This is a genomic window from Glycomyces lechevalierae (assembly GCF_027622945.1).
GTDB lineage: Bacteria > Actinomycetota > Actinomycetes > Mycobacteriales > Micromonosporaceae > Glycomyces > Glycomyces rutgersensis.
Genome location: NZ_JAPZVQ010000017.1, coordinates 76463 through 92727 on the forward strand (window position 1 = coordinate 76463; position 16265 = coordinate 92727).

At 70.5% G+C, this 16265-nt stretch carries 16 protein-coding genes; 9 read left to right on the top strand and 7 right to left on the bottom strand.

Going from position 1 to position 16265, the window contains the following annotated elements; translation table 11 throughout:
- The first annotated feature begins 163 nt into the window (after nucleotides 1–163).
- The 3 genes from O2L01_RS21595 to O2L01_RS21605 all read left to right on the top strand — a co-directional run bounded on the left by O2L01_RS21595 (nucleotide 164) and on the right by O2L01_RS21605 (nucleotide 1973).
- A complete protein-coding gene (locus tag O2L01_RS21595) occupies nucleotides 164–652 on the top strand; it encodes a MarR family winged helix-turn-helix transcriptional regulator (RefSeq protein WP_270124111.1) in 489 nt (162 codons plus the stop codon).
- Nucleotides 653–774: 122 nt separating this feature from the next.
- On the top strand, nucleotides 775–1578 hold the full coding sequence (locus O2L01_RS21600) for an MBL fold metallo-hydrolase (RefSeq protein ID WP_270124112.1): 804 nt from the start codon (nucleotides 775–777) through the stop codon (nucleotides 1576–1578).
- Nucleotides 1569–1973 carry a nuclear transport factor 2 family protein gene (locus tag O2L01_RS21605; RefSeq protein ID WP_270124113.1) on the top strand — a complete coding sequence of 135 codons (405 nt, stop codon included), beginning with the start codon at nucleotides 1569–1571 and terminating at the stop codon, nucleotides 1971–1973. The genes O2L01_RS21600 and O2L01_RS21605 overlap by 10 nt, the downstream gene beginning before the upstream one ends.
- 14 nt (nucleotides 1974–1987) lie before the next feature.
- Here the strand turns inward: O2L01_RS21605 and O2L01_RS21610 are convergent, their stop codons facing one another.
- Together O2L01_RS21610 and O2L01_RS21615 are read right to left on the bottom strand one after the other, a co-directional pair.
- The gene (locus O2L01_RS21610) at nucleotides 1988–2284 is read right to left on the bottom strand and encodes a hypothetical protein (RefSeq protein WP_270124114.1); all 297 of its coding nucleotides are present in this window, start codon (nucleotides 2282–2284) and stop codon (nucleotides 1988–1990) included.
- Between the two features lie 239 nt (nucleotides 2285–2523).
- Entirely contained in the window at nucleotides 2524–3474 is a 951-nt protein-coding gene (locus O2L01_RS21615; protein WP_270124115.1) for a helix-turn-helix transcriptional regulator, read from the bottom strand.
- 63 nt (nucleotides 3475–3537) lie between these two features.
- Here O2L01_RS21615 and O2L01_RS21620 point away from each other — a divergent pair, with 63 nt between their 5' ends.
- Nucleotides 3538–5769, top strand: a complete 2232-nt coding sequence (locus O2L01_RS21620) for an excinuclease ABC subunit UvrA (protein ID WP_270124116.1) — start codon at nucleotides 3538–3540, stop codon at nucleotides 5767–5769.
- Nucleotides 5770–5779: 10 nt separating this feature from the next.
- Here the strand turns inward: O2L01_RS21620 and O2L01_RS21625 are convergent, their stop codons facing one another.
- The 4 genes from O2L01_RS21625 to O2L01_RS21640 all read right to left on the bottom strand — a co-directional run bounded on the left by O2L01_RS21625 (nucleotide 5780) and on the right by O2L01_RS21640 (nucleotide 9621).
- Nucleotides 5780–7726, bottom strand: a complete 1947-nt coding sequence (locus tag O2L01_RS21625) for an ABC transporter ATP-binding protein (RefSeq protein WP_270124117.1) — start codon at nucleotides 7724–7726, stop codon at nucleotides 5780–5782.
- Nucleotides 7727–7851: 125 nt separating this feature from the next.
- Nucleotides 7852–9033 (bottom strand): nucleoside 2-deoxyribosyltransferase domain-containing protein, encoded by a 1182-nt coding sequence (locus O2L01_RS21630; RefSeq protein WP_270124118.1) that lies wholly within the window; start codon nucleotides 9031–9033, stop codon nucleotides 7852–7854.
- Nucleotides 9034–9073: 40 nt separating this feature from the next.
- Nucleotides 9074–9460 (bottom strand): NUDIX hydrolase, encoded by a 387-nt coding sequence (locus O2L01_RS21635; protein WP_270124119.1) that lies wholly within the window; start codon nucleotides 9458–9460, stop codon nucleotides 9074–9076.
- A gap of 5 nt (nucleotides 9461–9465) precedes the next feature.
- Nucleotides 9466–9621 (bottom strand): hypothetical protein, encoded by a 156-nt coding sequence (locus tag O2L01_RS21640; protein ID WP_270124120.1) that lies wholly within the window; start codon nucleotides 9619–9621, stop codon nucleotides 9466–9468.
- 511 nt (nucleotides 9622–10132) lie between these two features.
- Here O2L01_RS21640 and O2L01_RS21645 point away from each other — a divergent pair.
- From O2L01_RS21645 to O2L01_RS21660, 4 genes are all read left to right on the top strand, one after another.
- Complete coding sequence (locus O2L01_RS21645) at nucleotides 10133–10933, top strand: DddA-like double-stranded DNA deaminase toxin (RefSeq protein ID WP_270124121.1); 801 nt, start codon at nucleotides 10133–10135, stop codon at nucleotides 10931–10933.
- A complete protein-coding gene (locus tag O2L01_RS21650) occupies nucleotides 10930–11214 on the top strand; it encodes a hypothetical protein (RefSeq protein ID WP_270124122.1) in 285 nt (94 codons plus the stop codon). The genes O2L01_RS21645 and O2L01_RS21650 overlap by 4 nt, the downstream gene beginning before the upstream one ends.
- Nucleotides 11215–11264: 50 nt before the next feature.
- The gene (locus O2L01_RS21655; RefSeq protein WP_270124123.1) at nucleotides 11265–12242 is read left to right on the top strand and encodes a hypothetical protein; all 978 of its coding nucleotides are present in this window, start codon (nucleotides 11265–11267) and stop codon (nucleotides 12240–12242) included.
- Nucleotides 12243–12396: 154 nt separating this feature from the next.
- Complete coding sequence (locus O2L01_RS21660; RefSeq protein ID WP_270124124.1) at nucleotides 12397–12627, top strand: hypothetical protein; 231 nt, start codon at nucleotides 12397–12399, stop codon at nucleotides 12625–12627.
- 186 nt (nucleotides 12628–12813) lie between these two features.
- Here O2L01_RS21660 and O2L01_RS21665 read toward each other — a convergent pair whose 3' ends face one another.
- Nucleotides 12814–13074: a hypothetical protein gene (locus O2L01_RS21665; RefSeq protein WP_270124125.1), complete on the bottom strand. Its 261-nt coding sequence runs from the start codon at nucleotides 13072–13074 to the stop codon at nucleotides 12814–12816.
- Between the two features lie 293 nt (nucleotides 13075–13367).
- On the opposite strand from O2L01_RS21665, the gene O2L01_RS21670 reads away from it, so the two are divergent.
- Nucleotides 13368–16157, top strand: coding sequence for a DUF4132 domain-containing protein (locus O2L01_RS21670; RefSeq protein ID WP_270124126.1), 2790 nt, complete (start codon nucleotides 13368–13370; stop codon nucleotides 16155–16157).
- The last annotated feature ends 108 nt before the right edge of the window (nucleotides 16158–16265 follow it).

Below are 16265 nucleotides of genomic sequence, written 5' to 3' on the forward strand. Positions count from 1 at the left end.
CCCCCGCACAACTCCCCCCCCCCCCCCCCCCCCCCCCCCCCGGCGCCCCCCCGGGGGGGGGGGGGGCGCCCCCCGCCCCCCCCCCCCCGCCGCCCTGTGCCGTCTCCGTGAGACAACGCGGTGATCGCTCTCGTATCTTTGGGGTCGGCGATGGGGGAGTGCTGTGGGCGAGGAGATCACGACGGCCAAGGAGGCCGCCGACGACGGCCTGGTGCTGGCCTTCGGGCGGCTGCTGGGGGCCGCGAACCGGTTGGAGTACCTGCTCGGGCGGGCCATTGAGGAGGAATGCGGGATCTCGCACCTGATGTACGAGGTGCTGCTGATCCTCGCCCGGGAGGGCGAGGCCGGGATGCCGATGCGGGCGATCAGCCGCGAACAGGTGCTCACCACCGGAGGCGTGACCCGGCTGATCGACCGGATGGAGGCGCTCGGCCTGGTCGCGCGCGGCGACAACCCCGACGACCGGCGCGGTCGGCTGGTGCGGCTGACCGAAGCCGGCGAGCGGAAGGCCGTCGAGGCCACGCGGGTGCACCGGGAGAACATCGAGCGGTACTTCGTGGCGCCGATCCCTGCCGAGCATCGCGAGTGGTTCGCCGAGGACCTGCGGAAACTCAGCCATGCGGCCCGGGACGCGATCCCGCGCCTGCGCTGACCCCGCTGCGACCGAGAACCGAGCACGGGCAAGCGGGAATGTCTGACTAATCAGATACTCTTTCGTAAGATGAAGGCGGCCCGCAGACGGCGGGCCTCCACGCACCTTACGAGGAGCAGGGCATGAGCACGCTCGAATTCACGATTCTCGACCTCGACTTCCCGGCCGGGAACAAGGCCAAGACCGCCACACTCGTCACCGGCGAGCACGACGCCCTCCTGATCGACGCGGCCTTCACCCGCGCCGACGGCCACCGCCTCGCCGCCGCCGTCCTCGACTCCGGCAAGACCCTGACCACGGTGGTCGTCAGCCACGGCGACCCCGACTTCTACTTCGGCGCCGAAGTCCTCGCCGACGCCTTCCCCGAGGCGCGCTTCGTCGCCACGCCGCCGGTCATCGACCACATCAAGCACTCCTACGAAGGCAAGCGCAAAGCCTGGGCCGCCTCCGGCGCGAACCTGCCCACCCGCCTGATCGAACTCGAACCGCTCACCGGCGACCTCGAACTCGAAGGACACGTCTTCGAACTCAAGGGCGGCAAGGAAGGCCTGGCCGACCGGCACTACCTGTGGCAGGCCGACCAGCGCGCGATCCTCGGCGGCGTCATGGTGTTCGCCGGACAGCACGTGTGGACCGCCGACACCGACGCCGACGCCCGCGCGGTCTGGCGCGGCGTGCTCGACGAGATGGAGGCGCTGGCACCGGAACTCGTCGTCCCCGGCCACCGCGCCCCGGGCGCGCCGGCCACGGTCGAGGCCGTCCGCCACACCCGCGGCTACCTGAACGCGTTCGAAGAAGTCCTGCGGGAGCAGCCCGACGGCGCGGCCGTCACCGCCGAGCTCGTGCGCCGCTACCCCGACGCCGAACTCCTCGTCGCCGCGCAGATCGGCGGCAAGGTCGCGAAGGGCGAGATGGCATGGGGCTGAACGAGTCCGCCGACCCGCGCGACGTGGTCCGCCGCCAGTACCTCGCCTCCGCCGCGGGCGACCTCGAGGCGCTGCGCGCCACGCTCGCGCCCGATGTCGAGTGGACCGAGATGGCCGGGTTCCCGCTCGCAGGTACCTATCGGACCCCCGAGGGCGTCACCGCGAACGTGATGGAGCGCCTCGGCGCGGACTGGGACGGCTGGACCGCCCACGACGACACCTATGTGGTCGACGGCGAGAACGTCGTGGTCCTCGCCCGCTACACCGCCCGGAACAAGGCCACCGGCAAGGACATCGACGTGCGCGTCGCACACCACTTCGTGGTCCGGGGCGGCCTCATCGTCCGCTTCGAGCAGTTCACCGACACCGCCAAGGTGCGCGACGCGATGGCCTGAGCCGCACGGGGCTGTCAGCGATCGCCGATGATGGCGGGCACCGTCAGCGGTCTTTCACCCCGCTCCAGGGCAGCCGGGGCCCGCCCGTGCCGTGAGTGGTGTCGAGCAGGCCGTTGAGCTGGATGGCGGACCTGCGTCTCGGTGCCGCCTCGCCTTCCGGTGGGCCACAGCCGGAACCATTCCTCGACGAGGCGGCGGCGCGGGTCGTTGATCCGCTGCAGCGCCTCCAGCACCGCTTCGGCGTCGGGGCGCGGGGAGCGCGCGGGGGCCTCCTTGCGGACCGGGGCCGGTTCGCCGAGCCGCTGGGCCACCTCGATCTCTCCGGCCGGCGCCGCACCTGCCGCAACGTGGCGTCCACCGGCAGGCCGCTGAGCCGAATGGCGTTGCGCCGGTACAGGTCCGTGTCCCCGTACGCGGCCAGTCCCGTGTCGGGTACCTCCCCGCTTCCGACCGACATGCCCGCCTCCCTTCGCTGCGACGCGTTCAGCGTGGCACGCCCGCCCCGGGACCGGTCCCGCCTGAACCTGCTGGGGCGCAAGGGGTCGCTGCGTCAGCCGGCGGCGGCGCGCAACCGTTCGGCGAAGCGGTGGAAGCCCTGCACGAAGTCGTCCGGCGCTTCGATGGTGAAGTCCGCGTCGAGGAACGCGAGGGCGACGAGCGGCCATTGCCAGGTGTCGAGGCGCAGGGCGACGCGGGTGCGGCCGTCGTCGAGTGCGGTGAGTTCGACGGTGTCGTGGCGGAACGCCTCGGCGACCGGCCCCGGTGGGGCCTCGACGACGAAGGCCACCGGTCGGCGGTTCCGGTCGATGCCTTCGACGAGGTAGTCCATCGCCGGCGGGGAGGGCCGCGGTTGGAACCGGTTGGTGGAGAGGCGCAGGCCGCGGATGCGGTCGGTGCGGAAGGTCCGCCAGTCGCCGCGGTCGAGGTCCCAGGCGAGGAGGAACCAGCGCTGGAGGTGGTGGAGTTGCCGGTGGGGTTCGACGCGCCGGGACGAGACCGCGCCGTCCTTGCGCTCGTAATCGAACATGACGATCTGGCGGGCCGCGATCGCGTCGGCGAGCTCGCCGAGGTCGCCGGCGCTGGTGCTCGGGGCGAGCACGTCGCCGGTCTCCAGGCTGGCGCGCAGCCGCGCGATCCGGTGGCGGAGGCGTTTGGGCAGGTACTGGTCGACCTTCCCGTAGGCGCGGGTGGCCGCCTCGTCCACCGAGCCTGCGTCGGCGCTGCCGGTCGCCGCGAGCGCGGCGAGGCCGAGGAGGATCGCGATGGCCTCGTCGTCCTCGAGCATGAGCGGCGGCATCGCGGTGCCGGCCGTGAGCCGGTAGTGGCCGCCGGGCCCGGGGCGGGTCTCGACGGGGTAGCCGTATTCGCGCAGGCGGTCGACGTCGCGCCGCAGCGTCCGGGGGCTGACGCCGAGCCGCGCCGCGAGTTCGGCGCCGCCGAACGAGCGGCCGGTCTGCAGCGTCGCAAGGAGAGCGAGCATCCGGCGGGTGACATCCTGCATGCCCTTCAGTCTCCCCGAAATCGCGGTCAGGATCCGGCCGCATCTGGGTTTAGCGTCGAGGGGATGAACGAGCGAATGATCCGCATCCGCAGCGCCCGGTCCAACAACCTCAAGTCACTCGACCTGGACGTCCCGCGCGGGAAGATGACCGTGTTCGCGGGCGTGTCCGGCTCCGGGAAGTCCTCACTGGTGTTCGACACGATCGCCGCCGAGGCCGGCCATCAGGTCAACGAGACGTACCCGCCGTTCCTGCGGAACCGGATGCCGAAATGGACCCGGCCCGAGGCGGACGAGATCTCGGGGCTGTCGCCGGTGGTGGTGATCGACCAGCGCCGCCTGGGCGGGAACGCCAGGTCGACCGTCGGGACCATCACCGACACCTGGACGTACCTGCGGCTGCTGTACTCGCGGGCCGGCTCGCCGCAGCTCGGCGAGTCGAACCGGTTCTCCTTCAACGACCCTGCGGGCATGTGCCCGACGTGCTCGGGACTCGGCGAGACCGTGGCGATCGACGTCGCCTCGTTCCTCGACCCCGACAGGACACTGCGGAACGGCGCGATCCTCCTGCCCGGCATCGTGGACGGCGGCTACTGGCACGCCAAGTACGTCGACGCCGGGGCGTTCCCGCTCGACACGCCGGTGCGCGACTGGACCGAGGGCGAGCGCCTCGCGCTGCTGTACGGCGGCGAGCACGCCGCCGGGCTCGAGACGAGGCCGCCGGCCGACTTCGAGGGCCTGGTCGAATGGTTCGAGCGGATCTACCTGCGCACCGCCGACCACCTCTCGGACCGGAAGCAGGAGACCATCAACCGGTTCACGCGATCCGGGACGTGCCCCGAGTGCGCGGGCGACCGGCTGCACGCCGAGGCCCGGGCCGTGACGGTGCGCGGCCGCACCATCGGCGAGCTGGCGTCCATGGAGGTCGCGGAACTCCCCGACTTCCTCACGGGGATCGAGGAGGCCGCAGTGGCGCCGGTCGTGTCGGCGCTCGTGGAGCGCCTGCGCGCGATGGACGGCATCGGCCTCGGCTACCTGCACCTGGGGCGGTCCACGACGAGCCTCTCCGGCGGCGAGTCCCAGCGGGTAAAGACCGTGAAGCACTTGGGCAGCAGCCTGATCGAGATGCTGTACATCTTCGACGAGCCCACGGTCGGACTGCACCCGCAGGACGTGGACGCCATGACCGGGATCCTGGGCCGGTTGCGGGACAAGGGGAACACGGTGCTCGTCGTCGAGCACGACCCGGCCGTCATGGCGGTCGCGGACCAGATCGTCGAGATCGGCCCCGACGCGGGCGCCGACGGCGGGCACGTGGTCTTCCAGGGGACGTTCGACCAGCTTCGCCGGGCCGGGACGCCGACGGCGCTCGCCCTCGCCGACCGGGCACCGGTCGCCGCCGCGCCGCGCGAGGCCGCCGACGTCATCACCGTCAAGCACGCGGAGCGGAACAACTTGCAGGACTTGACGGTCGACTTCCCGACCGGCGTGCTGACCGTGCTCTCCGGCGTCGCCGGCTCGGGGAAGTCGAGCCTGGCGGCCGAACTGGTCGATCAGCACGGCGCGATCGTCGTGGACCAGCGCCCGGTCGGCGCCAACCGCCGGTCGACGCCGATCACCTACACCGGGATCGCCACGCCGGTCCGCCGCCTGTTCGCGAAGGCGAGCGGGCTGCCCGCCAAGTACTTCAGCGCCAATTCCGAAGGCGCGTGCCCCGAATGCAAGGGGCTCGGGGTCGTCTACACCGACCTCGCGTTCATGGAAGGCCAGGAGACCGTGTGCGCGCGGTGCGGCGGGCGCCGGTTCACCGACGAGGTGCTGCGGCACCGGGTCGAGGGCCTCACGATCGCCGACATCGACGACCTGACCATCGCCGACGCGCTCGAGCGCCTCGAAGACCGGGCGATCCGCAAGGCGCTGCACCACCTCGACCGGGTCGGGCTCGGCTACCTGCGCCTCGGGCAGCCGCTCACGACGCTCTCGGGCGGCGAGTGCCAGCGCGTCAAGATCGCGCGGGAACTGCACGACGCCGCCGAGCCGTCGCTGTACGTCCTGGACGAGCCGACCACCGGCCTGCACCTGCGCGACATCGACACCCTCGTCGAAGTGCTGTTCCAACTGGTCGACCGCGGGCACACCGTCGTCGTCATCGAGCACAACCTGGACGTGATCCGCCGCGCCGACTGGATCGTCGACCTGGGCCCGGGGGCAGGCCGCCACGGCGGACGGGTCCTCTACGAGGGCCCCGTGTCGGGCATGCGCGGCACCGCGACCTCGCGGGCGCTCGGACAGGACTGAGTCGGCCCGCTCAGCCGAGGTACGACGCGGCCTGCAGGTCGAACATGGACGCGTACCGGCCGCCGACCGCCATGAGCTCGTCGTGGTTCCCCGACTCGATGATGCGGCCTTCGTCGAGGACCACGATGAGGTCGGCGCTGCGGACTCCCGAGAGCCGGTGCGAGATGAGGATGGTGATGCCCTGCCCGGCCCGTTCCTGCAACGCGGCGAAGAGATGTGCCTCGGCGAGGGCGTCGAGCGCGGCCGACGGTTCGTCGCAGATGAGGACGCCTTTCGCGTCCGGGTCGCGGAACAGGCCCCGCGCGGCGGAGATGCGCTGCCACTGGCCGCCGGAGAGCATCGTGCCGCCTTTGAACATCTTCGACAGCAGGGTCCCGTAGCCGTGCTCGAGCTTCATGATCATGTCGTGGGCGCCACCGGTTCTCGCCGCCTGCACGATCGCGTCCTGGTCGGGGTCGGCTTCGGTGCGGCCGATGCGGACGTTGGTGCCGGCGCCGAGCGGCCAGTGGTAGATCACCTGGCCGATCACCGAAACGTGCGTGCGCCACAAGGCAGGGTCGACGGCCGCGAGATCCCGCCCGTCCCAGCGGATCCGGCCCGACGAAGGCGCGTACAGGCCCGCGAGGAGTTTCGCGAGCGTGGTCTTGCCCGAGCCGTTCTCGCCGACGAGCGCGACCGTCTGGCCGCGTTCGATCTCGAGCGACACGTGCCGCAGCGACGGGTCGTCCGCACCCGGGTACGTGAACGACACGTCTTCGACGCTGATGCGCCCGGGCGAAGGCAGCGGCTCCGCGGCCGTGCCGAGCGCGAGCCGATGCGGCTGGGTCTCGATGTGCTCGCTGCTCGCCCGCTCGAACTCCTTCACCGCCTCGGCGTACAAGGAGTCCTCATAGGCGGTGTTGATCGCGACCATGAGCGTGCGCATCGCCTGGCCGCCGGACTGGAGCGCCACGACGGCGGCCGCGGCCGCGGCGAGCGGGACCATGCCCGTCCCGATCATCGCCAACAGCGCCGCGTACACGCCGCCGAGCGCGATCCCCGAGGCCGTGCTCCCGGCCAGCCGCGTCCACGTCTGCTGCCGGATCACCGCGAAGTCCGCCTCCGTCTCGGCCGCGACCATGATGCGGTACTGGCCCCGCAGCCACGGACCGAGTTCCATGACGCGGACCTCGTCGGCGGTGTACTCCGACGCCATCAGCATCTCGTACACCCACATGCGGCGCCGGCGTGAGACCCGCGACCTGCTGGCGATGTACTGCAGGCGTGCGGAGCGGACCGCCGCCCAACCGGAGGGGATCGCCGCGAGGAACAGCAGCACCAGCAGGACCGGGTTCAGGACGACGAGGGCGACGCCGACCGCGGCCACGGTGACCACGCCGGTCACGAGGTCGACGGTGTCCCCCACGAGTTCGACGACGGCGCGGACGCCGCGCTGGCGGCACTGTTCGATGATGTCCTGGTAGGCGTCCTCATCCCATGCCGCGCGCGGCACCTGTGTCGACAGTTCGAAGAACCGGGCCTCGATGCTGTTCTGCACCAGCGGGGTGAGGCGCTGCTGCGCCCAGCCCGCCGCGACCCCGAGGACCGTCCGCCCCGCGGTCGCCGCCGCGACCAGGAAGACCGCCGGGAGCGCGGCGAGGATCCGGTCGGTGGTCGGCTCGGCCGAGAACAACTGCGCGGTCACGTCCGCGACCCCGAGGAGCGCCGTCGTCGTCAGCACCCCGGCGGCCAGGTTCAACCCGAGCGCGAGCACGGTCAGCCATCGGTCCGCCCGCCACGCGAGCGCGATCGCTTCGGCCGCAAGGGAGGGAAGCTTGCGCGCCATGCGCCAGAACGACGCCGACTCGGCCTCCGCCGCGTGCATGTACCAGGCCGAGTCCTCCAGCTCCGGGAGATCCGCTTCCGGCGCTGCCTCGGCCCGCCGCTGCTTCGGAATGAACGCCCACCATCGCCGCACTTGGCCTCCCGACCGTCGAGTCCTGCACTGCCCGGGACGCATCATCCCAGCAGGCGCCGACAAACGCGGGTCCCAAGGGGACCGGTCGGCTGTCGGAAGGTCGACACGAGTCGGTGCGCCGGTGATCAGGTGCCCGTCGCGGTTCGGCCGAGGGCCAGGGCGCGGGTGACCATGCCGAGCGTCGACCAGTCGACGAGTCCGCTCTCCAGCAGGTCGCCGTAGGTGCTGATCTCGATCCACGTGCGCTCGGTGCCGCCCGCCCCGTGCGGGGTGCCCTGGTGGGCGCGGAGCCGATCGAGCTCGTCGGCGGTGATCTCGGCGGCGAACAGGTGCGCGCGGTGCGCGATGACCGTGGGCGCGACTTGGCGGGATCCCAAGGGCCGGAGCCGGTCTGCGGCGATGGCGAGGCCGGTTTCCTCGCGGACTTCCGCAACGGCCTGGGCCGCAGGGGTGCCGCTCGTGCCGCTGCCGCCGGGCAGTTCGTGCACGAATCCGTCCTTTGTGGCCGCGGGGGAGCGGAACTCGCGCACTAGGACCACGGTCGTGTCCTCGAGCGTGGCCCCGCGGCGGTACAGCACGACCTGCGAGGTGTCCGGCCTGGAGATGACGACTTCGTTCGACTTGACGCGTTCCTCGGCCGCGACCCACATCTGGACGTGCAGTGCCCAGTAGAAGATGCACCCGCGCTCGGGACCGACACGGAACGTCCACTCGACGCGGGCGTCTTCGAGCCGGTTGCCGGCGTCGCGCTGGGCGACGTGCCAGGACTGGAAGCTCTCGGTGCGCCACACGTGCAGCGGCACCGAACGCTCCCCGCCGGTCCGGCGCGCGCCCCCGCCGATCATGCCGAGGGCGGCTTCCACGGCCTGGTCGAGCGTGTCGACGACCGGTGCTCCCGCTGCTGCGGCCAGCTCCTGCAGGTACTCGTTCTTCGGCGCGGCCGCCGGAGCGCCGAGCACGATCTTCCCTGAGTCGAACCAGGTCCCGAACTCGATGTTCGTGGTGAACGCGGGCATGGTCACGAGGTCGCGCGGGACCCAGAACAGGATGACGTCGGCGCGGTTCAGTCCACGGTGCTCCCACGCCACCTGGCCCGTGTAGTCGGCGAGGACGCCTTCGCGCAGTTCCGGTGTGAAGACGACCAGGCGGCCGTCCTGGCGCCATTGCTCGCGCAGGTACGCGACCGCCTGGGGTCCCCAGGACGGGACCTCGACTGACCTCGGCAGGGGCCCGGCGAGGAAGACGGCGGCGTCCCATGATTCCGGCGGATCCTCGTTGGCGTGCACGACGACGACTTCAGACGCCATGTGAACCCTCTTTCCGTCGCGGGAGACCGGGATGCACAGTCTATTGCCTGGTGAGCGCCAACGCCGATCGCAGCCAACGGGAGACCGGGGCCGTGCCGAGGTCGGTTAGGCCGTGAATCCAGCGGGCTTCGGCGATCTCAGGGGCGAGCGTGAACGCCTCCTCCACCGCTGCCGCGGTCAGGATCGTCACCGTGTCCCGCTTGCCTTCCAGCGTTGACACGGCCCGGTCGACCACTGCGAACGCGTTCGGTGCCACGTCGATGTGAAGCTCCTCGGCGACTTCGCGGGCGACGGCCTGCTGCGGCGTCTCCCGGCCGGGCCGGTACCCGCCGCCGGGCAGCCCCCACCGGGTCGGGTCGCCGTAGGCGTGGCGGACGACGAGGAAGCGCCCGTCAGGGAGCGTCAGGAACGCCTTGACGCCCGCCATGCACGTCACGCGACGAGGGCAAGTACACCCAACGCCGCCATGATGACAGGGATCGCTGCGACACCAACCAGCAGAATGACGCAGCCAGCATTGGGTTGCGTTCGCTGGGAAGGCGACGGGGGAAGACCGAACTTCGCCATCTCCGCGTCGAACTCGCGCACCGCAGGATCGTTCTCATCGACGTCCCTTCCGGCTGCGCGAGCAACGATGTTCCCTGAACATACGTCGCACACTTCCCCTGGGGCCCGGACGGAACGGTTGTCACAGATGCGGCAGGTCGCCACGGCACCTCCAGTATCGACACCTGAAGAGCATTGTCGCGCAAGGACGAAGGTTCCACAAGGTCGTACCGTTCGCTGCAGCAGGAGACGGCCGGTTCGGAACGGCGCTCTTGCCGCTGCTCACGTGGCACGGAGCGCCGCTCGTGTCAAGTACGCCAAGGTCAGGATGCAACGCCGTCAAAGCCACGATGACATCAACTTGGGAGAAGAGGTCTGGTCTCTTCACTGTCGCATGAGTGTCCGCCCGGGCCAGGCGCGAGCGTTGCAAGGAAGTCGTTGATCGGCGCGACTCGCCTCGGCGCCTGCAGTGGAGACAAACTGGCACGTTCCGAAGGGTTGTGACCGTGCGTGTTCGTTCGTATCCTGGTGGCTCGTGCACTGGGAGGCCGTCATGTCCGGACTCAGCGACCTATTAGCGTACCTGCGCGCCATCATCAGCGACGTTCGAACGACATCGACGTCCCTGAAGAACATCCAGGACCAGATTGAGCAGGCGGCTCGCGCCGCAGATGCCGCAACCACCGGCTCTGCGAATGCACTTGCCGGTACGGGCCTGACGCATTTGCACCACGCACAACGGCGCTTGACTGAGTCTCAAGGGCTCATCGCCGCCGGCGCCGATGCGATGGAGCAGTACATCGCCGGGCCGCTCCTGGGCGGCGCCGGCGCCGGCAGCGGCGCCCCACCAGCGCCGGTTGCCGGTGACCGGCCGGAGCGGCCTTGGGAGTCGCATCCGCCCCTTGCCGGTTTCCGGCCCGACCGGCCCCACCGCACCTGTATCGAGCAGACCAGGAACGTCGGCTGGCCGGTGAACCGCAACGGGCGCGTCGCCGCCCGCGGACGGCTCTACGACACGCAGGGCCGCCCCATCTCCGGGACTGTCCGAGCTGGTCCCGGACCAGCCGATACCGCCGCGGACCTGCGTGAACCCTGGGCGTCCGACGAGCGGATGACCACGCGCTGGCACATCGAAGGGCACGCAGCCGCAGTCATGCGCCAACACCAGCTCAAGGAGGCCGTCTTGTACATCAACATCCCGCCGTGCGGCACCGAAGACCGCAGCGAATGGCGATGCGATGCGAACATTGCGAAAATTCTCCCGAGTGGGAGCACACTCCGCGTGTGGGTCACGCGGCAGAATGGAGCCGTCAGCCGGTTCGTGTACCGCGGCACAGGAGAGGCGGTGCGATGACTGAGTACCTTGTCACTGACGATCCTGCGCTTCTGGAGTCCCTTCACGCCCAGGACGCCGCTGGTTTGGACTCGCGTGCGCTCGGCGAGTACGCCGTCGCCGAGCTGCATCTCGAACCTCCGCGTCGCCTCGCGGACGGCAGCATCCCCTTGATCGTCATGCAGTGGCTCGATGACGACTTCGACTCGCCAGGGACGCCCGTGTGGGTCCTTGAGATGGGTGAAGCCGACCCGAGCGAATATGACGCCGAGGGCGGCGAATGGCCGACCTATCCCGGCTGACCATGGGGATATGATCCTTCAACCCATCCCTCCTGGACAGAAACACTGCCATGGCCCTCACGACCCCGCCGCGCCCCCACGACATTCTCGAGCTCTTCCCCGCGCTCACCGGCCTCGCCCGTCCGGCCGTGCGGCTCCATCCGCGCCCGGGCCGTCCCGGTGTGCACGACAGCTCGGTTGCGGGACCGCTGCTGTGGCCGGAAGAGGAGCCCTGGCCGGTATGCGCGCTCGAACACGAAGACGTGAGCGACGAGGCATTCGACCACATCGTCGCTCTCCGAGATCACGTGCAGGACCCGGACCGGTGCACGGCGCACGGCGAGCGAGTCGACATGGGCGCCGAACACCGGCGTATGCACGAGCGGCGGCTTGAACACGCCTCGGACAACGCCCCACAACCGCTCATCCCTGTCGCGCAGCTCTACTACAAAGACGTGCCCGGGCTGCCGTTCGCTGATCGATACGAGCTGCTCCAGATCCTCTGGTGTCCTCGCGACCATCCCGACACCGAGACGCCGTACAACCCGGAGTTCCAGCTCCGGTGGCGTCGCACCAGCGAGATCAACGGCCTGCTGCTCGATCCGCCCCGGCCCGCCGTGGCCTCCAGTTCGTACGTTCCCAATACCTGTGTCGTGCAACCGGAGACAGTGACTGAGTATCCGCAGACGCTCCTCCTTCCCGAACCGTTGCGGAAATCGATCAGCATCTGGGAGGAACGCACCGGCAACGCCTACACCTGGGATGCCGCCCTGGCCCCTGGATGGAAAACCATGGGACACGGCGGCTACTGGGGGATCTACGACCCTTTCCCGATGCTGTGCGAGTGCGGCACTGAGCAACTGCCGCTGTTCACGGCCGCCTCAGGAGAGTTCGACGGCGGGACGCAAAGCTGGCAGCCGATCGAAGAGGCCGGGACCGGCTGGGCCCTCGCCGACCCGGTCGAGGTCGTCATCGGCCGCGGCTACACCCTGCAGCTCTATTACTGCCCCGAATCCGAGCAGCACGCCAACCGCGCGGTGATGTTCTAGTCTGCAGCGGATCTTCTCGAACAGGCAGTTCGGATGGTGTGTTGCAGACGGTCGAACGCGTGAAACAATCGGAGCGGAACGGGCGACGCCCGTCAGTCGCCGCCGTTCCACGCGCCACCGCCGACCTGGAAAGGGCCGCATCATGGAGGAGTCCATGCCCGACGCCTACCACGCGACCGCCGGCAAGGTCCGCCTTCCGCCGGAGGTGGTGCGGTCCTTCGTGAAAGCGCCCGTGACTTCGCACGCCGAGCATGAAGCCGAACAGCTCACACTCGAGATTCGCGGCCTGTTCATCGACCACGGCATCCCGCTCACGGACGAGCTCATCGCGGCTGCAGGCGACCTTGCCCTTGCGGCGGTGCTCACTCGCCAGCATCCGAAGTAGCCCGCAGCGACGCACGTCAGACGTGCCGCATGGCCGCAAGGCCTGGCTGTAGTGGATGAAGGGGTGGACCCCTGGCCGCCGACGTCGAACCTCGAGCGACTTGGTGAAGCCTGAACGCATGGAACGGAACCCAATGGTCCACGCTGCGGTCGGCCGGAGGTGCGAGCACGCCCGGCCGATCCGTCGTCAGATCGAGTTGGAGTACTGCTCGAACGCGGTGTTGGCGGCCAGCACCAGGTTCACGGTCTCCTCGAGTCGTTCCTTCGCCTGCTGCCATTGGCCGAGGGCCTCGCCGGGAAGCGAGCTCGAAGTGTCCTGCGTGGCAGCGGCACCGGCCCCCACGGCCGTCTCGATCTGCTGCTGCGCCGCGTTGATCTGTCCGATGGCCTCATTCGCTTGCTCGATCGCCGATTGGATCTGCGCCTTGATCTCAGCGGTACTCGCCATGAGCGGCATCCTTCTCAGGTTTGAGGGTCATTGCACCCCAGAACGGGTCCCTACAACGGTAGCCGCGCTGAGCGCCCATGAGGGTGCGCACCCGCCTGACCGTCGCCGAGCCGTCGGGCGGGCGGGGCGGGCACGGGGGGTTCAGAATGTCGGGCATGACCGATGTGCAGCTTCCTGATGAGGACCGTGACCCTGCGAGGCCGTGGCTCGATTACCGCGGTTCGTTCGAACTCCAGCCTGTGGCTCGGCGCGGATTCCCGTCGGGGGTCGCCACGTACACAGTGGATGCATCGATGGCAGGCCATTGGGCGCAGGTTCGGGAGCGTTCCGCGGAGCAGGTCCGTGCGGCCGTCGAGTCTCCCGCCAGTGAGCCCGCCATCGCCACTGCTGCGCGGGCCTACCTCGACGGTGCGCCCGATCCGTTGGGCGCCGCGGCCGTGTTCCAGGTGGGGGCCGATACCGTGAGCCTGTACGAGGTGCACAAGCGCTATCGCCAGTTCGACGCCTGGATCGTCGAGCACGGGGCCGAGTTCGCGGTCGCTGCGCTCATGCGGCAGTACGAGATCCGGATCGTGAGTGAACACACCGGGAAGGTCTACGCGCCGACGCGGTACCGGCCGGACTCGCCGGCGTTCCGGTTCTCGCCCGAGAAGCCGAGGGGCGCGCAGTGGACCCGCACCGAGCCGCGGAATCTCCGCGTCTTCCTTGCGGCCCGACCGGAGTCCGAGTACCGGCAGTACCGGGCGGTGCTCGAGCCGTTCGGCCGGAACCATCAGCAGCGGCTGGCCCGCGCGTACGCCATGCCGACCGAGCGGGACTGGGCCGAGGAGGCGTGCGCCGAATGGCACGAGCGCGAGACGAAGACCTGGCACGACCAGTACCAGCTCATCTCCATCGCCTCTTCGATCGGTCAGTTGGCGGCGGCGGGGATCCGCAGGGCGCCGAGCCACAACGCCCACTCCGATGCGGTCGCCTCGCTCGTGGAGGCATTCGGCGCCGACTGCGCTCCGCTTCTCCTCGGCGCGTTCGACGTCGACACCCATGAGCACGTGGGGAAGGAGAGCATGCACGCCGTGCTGTGCGGGCTTCCCAGCGACGCGGTCGCCGACTATCTGCTTTTGAACCTGGTAGCCGCGCGGACCGGACCGTTCGCGCGAGACTTCGCCGAACGCTTCCCGCGCCGGATGCTGCGCGCCCTCGCACGCTCGACGCCCGGGGCGAGCCCGTCCCTGCGGTCGCGGTTCGCGCACCTGACGGTGACGACGCCGATGCTCGAGGTCGCAATTATTGAAGCGGAACCCGAGGTCAAGGACGTGATCGAGCGGCTGCTGCGGCTCGACGGCGTCCCTCCCGAGGCCGCGGCGCTGCCCGACTTCCTCGCGAGCCCGCCCTGGAAGCGCAAGGCCGCCAAGCGGAAGCAGGTCGTGGTCGAGGTCGAGCCTCTCGACGGCGCGAACGGGTTGCGCTGGCGCGACGGCGAACAGGAGGCGTGGCTCGAGGGCGACGAGATCCAGCGGCGGCTGGCGGAAGGCGACACCGCCGGAGTGCTTGCGTCCCTGGCGAAGTCCCCGAACCTGCACCGGGCGCTCCCGCCCATTGCCGGAGTCGCGGCGGCCCGGCTCGCCGCCGACTGGCTCGCACGGCTGCGCTCCACCCGGGTCAGCGTCACCGCGTGGCTCGACCGGCACGGGACGGATGCGGTCGCATGGCTCACCCCCGACGCGATCGGCAAGGGCGGCAAGCAGCGCAAGGCAGCCGAAGCGGTGCTGCGCGACGTCGCCCGCCGACTCGGCGACGCCGCCGTCCTCGCCGCGGCCGCACCGTACGGCGTGGAGGCGGTGTCGGCGGTCGCCGCGATCCTCGCGGTCGACCCGCTCGACCTGGACGGCCGCAAGACGCCGAAGACTCCCGAGTGGATCGAACCGATCATCGGCACGCCCGTGCTCATGCGCGGCGGCGAAGCGAGGCTGCCGCGCGCTGCGGTCGGCCACCTCGTCGGCGCGATGAGCCTCGACTCGCTCGCGATTCCCTACGCGGGCATCGGCATCGTCAAGGAGCACTGCGATCCCGCGAGCCTGGCCGCGTTCTCGTGGGCCGTCTTCGAGTCCTGGGAGATCAACGACGCGCCCGCGAAGGACACGTGGGCGCTGACGCAGCTCGCCCGCTTCGCCGACGCGGGCACGGTCGAACGCCTCGAAGCCCGCATCCGCGCCTGGCCCGACCAGCGCCTTTCCAAGCGGGCGTTGAACGCGCTCGAAGTGCTCGGCGCGGTCGAGTCCGAGGACGCGCTGCGCGCCGTCCACCACCTCACGAAGTTCCGGGGCTCCAAGGCGGTCAAAGCGGCCGCGGAGAATCAGGTCGAACTCGTCGCCGCGGGCCTGGGGCTGGACGCCGAGCAGCTCGCCGACAGGCTCGTGCCCGAGCGCGCGACCGCGGCGGTCACGGCCGAGCAGGTCCAGCGGCTGGAGCGGGCGATGGCCGACGGCCGCACCTGGTCGGTCGCCGAGTTCCGGCGGTACCTCGTCGCCCATCCGATGCTGGGGGAGCTGGCGCGGCGCCTGGTGTGGCAGGCCGACGCCGCGTTCCGGATCGCCGAGGACGGCACCTTCGCGGACGTCGAGGACGACGCCGTTGAGCTGCCTGACGACGCGCGCGTCCGCCTCTCGCACCCGGTGCTGCTCGGCGACTCGCTGTCGGCATGGGTCCGCCTGCTCGCCGATTATGCAGTGCTGCAACCCTTCGACCAGCTCGGCCGTCCAATCCACGCGGTGACTCCGGCAGAGGTCGGGGCCGGACGGCTCACCCGCTTCGAGGGCCGGAAGGCGAGGACCGGGCCGCTGCACGGCCTCACTCGCGGGCGCTGGCACGCGGTGCGCGAGGACAACCGGACGCGGGCGATCGCGCGGCGGCTGCCCGGTGGTGGCGTAGTCGAAGCGGTCGTCTCGCCCGGGTACATCGGCGGACCGTACTTCGATGCCGATGAAGCGCAGGTCATCGAGGCGGTCCAGCTCCCGGACGGCCCGCTCGACCCGGTCGCGCTCGCAGAGGTCATCGCCGACCTGGAGAAGGTCGCGAAAGGCTGAGATGGTGTGAGCGCTCTTGGCGTGGGGGGGCGCGGGGCGGGGGGGGGCGGGGGGGGGGGCGGGGCGGGCGGGGGGGGGGGGGGGGGCGCGGGGGGGGGGGCCGCGGAG